General features: G+C 71.5%; 2 protein-coding genes. Both read left to right on the forward strand.

Annotation, left to right across the window (positions count from 1 at the left end):
- The first annotated feature begins 166 nt into the window (after positions 1–166).
- On the forward strand, positions 167–946 hold the full coding sequence (locus ACIQOV_RS38750) for an HAD-IIA family hydrolase (RefSeq protein ID WP_387691752.1): 780 nt from the start codon (positions 167–169) through the stop codon (positions 944–946).
- Between the two features lie 239 nt (positions 947–1,185).
- Positions 1,186–1,914, forward strand: coding sequence for a uracil-DNA glycosylase (locus ACIQOV_RS38755; protein WP_401055519.1), 729 nt, complete (start codon positions 1,186–1,188; stop codon positions 1,912–1,914).
- Positions 1,915–2,116 lie beyond the last annotated feature (202 nt).

Genomic DNA, 2,116 nt, shown 5'->3' on the forward strand with positions numbered 1-2,116 from the left:
GGTGTCGGGCCGGTGGAAGGGGCAGGTGACGCGGGTACGGGAGGCCGGGTCGGCGCCGGTCCGGTGGGCGGGACGTCCTGTTCCCGCACACCCGGGCGGATTAGGCTGTGCCGGGTCAGGGCCCTCGTACGACGCAAGACGCTGCAACACTTCGGGAGACACGCACGTGGCAGACCGCAAGCCCATCGAGTCCTGGCTGACCGACATGGACGGGGTCCTCATCCACGAGGGCACGCCGATTCCCGGGGCGGAGGAGTTCCTGCGCAAGCTGCGGGAGTCCGGCAAGCCGTTCCTGGTCCTCACCAACAACTCCATCTACACTCCGCGCGACCTCAGCGCCCGGCTGGCCGGGATGGGGCTGGAGGTGCCGGAGGAGTGCATCTGGACCTCCGCCCTGGCCACGGCCAAGTTCCTCAAGAGCCAGCGGCCGAACGGCACGGCGTACGTGATCGGCGAGGCGGGGCTCACCACCGCCCTGTACCAGGCCGGTTACGTGCTGACCGACAACAACCCCGACTACGTGGTGCTCGGCGAGACCCGCACCTACTCCTTCGAGGCGCTCACCAAGGCGATCCGCCTGATCAACCAGGGCGCCCGGTTCATCTGCACCAACCCGGACGAGACCGGCCCCTCCCCGGAGGGCGTGCTGCCGGCCACCGGCTCGGTCGCGGCGCTGATCACCAAGGCGACCGGCGTCGAGCCGTACTTCGTCGGCAAGCCCAACCCGCTGATGATGCGCGAGGCGCTGAACACCGCCGGCGCCCACTCCGAGACGGCGGTGATGATCGGCGACCGGATGGACACCGACATCGTCGCGGGCATGGAGGCCGGCATGGAGACGATCCTGGTGCTCACCGGCCTGACCGCCGCGTCCGACGTGGAGCGGTTCCCGTACCGGCCGACCCGCGTGGTCCAGTCGATCGCGGACCTGGTCGAGCTGGTCTGACCTCCGCGGTGCTGTCGTGGGCCCCGTTCCGGCCGGTCGCCGGGGCGGGGCCGCTGCGTATCCGTGGCGGGGGCGCTGCGTACCCGGGGCGGGGCCGCCGCGTATCCGGGGAGGGGCGGGCGGGCGCCGGCCGTAGCCCGGAACCCGCTCCGGGGGCGTGAGTTGTCGGTGGGGCTGTGTAGCGTTCGGGGTGAAAGAGGGCGTGCGGCGCAGCAGCCGCGGTGTTGGAGGTAGATGTCGTGACGGACACGGTCGAGGCGGGCGTGGTCGAGGCCGGCGAGGGCGGCGGGCTGGAGCTGCCCGAGTCCTGGCGCGGGGTGCTGGGCGCCGAGACGGAGAAGCCGTACTTCGCGGAGCTGGCGGCCTTCGTGGCGGCCCAGCGCGCGGAGCACGAGGTGTTCCCGCCGAGCGGCCAGGAGTTCGCCGCGCTGGACGCCACCGCGTACGACAAGGTCCGGGTGCTCGTGCTCGGCCAGGACCCGTACCACGACAACGGGCAGGCCCACGGCATGAGCTTCTCGGTGCTGCCGGGCACCAGGACGCCGCCGTCGCTGCGCAACATCTTCAAGGAGCTGGACGCCGACCTGGGCATCCCCGCCCCGGACAACGGCTACCTGATGCACTGGGCCGAGCAGGGTGTGCTGCTGCTCAACGCGGTGCTCACGGTCCGCGCGCACGAGGCCAACTCGCACAAGGCGAAGGGCTGGGAGAAGTTCACCGACGCGGTGATCAAGGCGGTGAGCGACCGCGAGGAGCCCGTGGTCTTCGTGCTGTGGGGCAACTACGCGAAGAAGAAGCTGCCGCTGATCGACACCGCCAAGCACGTGGTGGTGCAGGGGGCGCACCCGTCGCCGCTGTCGGCGAAGCTGTTCTTCGGCAGCCGTCCGTTCTCGCAGATCAACGCGGCGCTGGACTCCTTCGGCGGCGAGGCCATCGACTGGCAGGTGCCGAACCTGAAGGAGGCGTGAGCCCCCGCCGGAGCGCCGCCGCGCGTTCCTGAGCACTTCCGGGCGCCGGTGGCCGGGGACCGGACGGGTTCGATGTCCCGTCCGCCCACGGCCACTTGGCGTTCACCGACGGTGGGCGTCGACCGGTGCCGGGTGTGCTTAGCTGGTGCCGACCGGTCGCCGGACCGGTCCCGGGGAGGAGCGGTACGTGCACGGGCTGGGG

This window comes from Kitasatospora sp. NPDC091257 (assembly GCF_044757675.1).
In the GTDB taxonomy this organism is placed as follows: domain Bacteria; phylum Actinomycetota; class Actinomycetes; order Streptomycetales; family Streptomycetaceae; genus Kitasatospora; species Kitasatospora lactacystinica.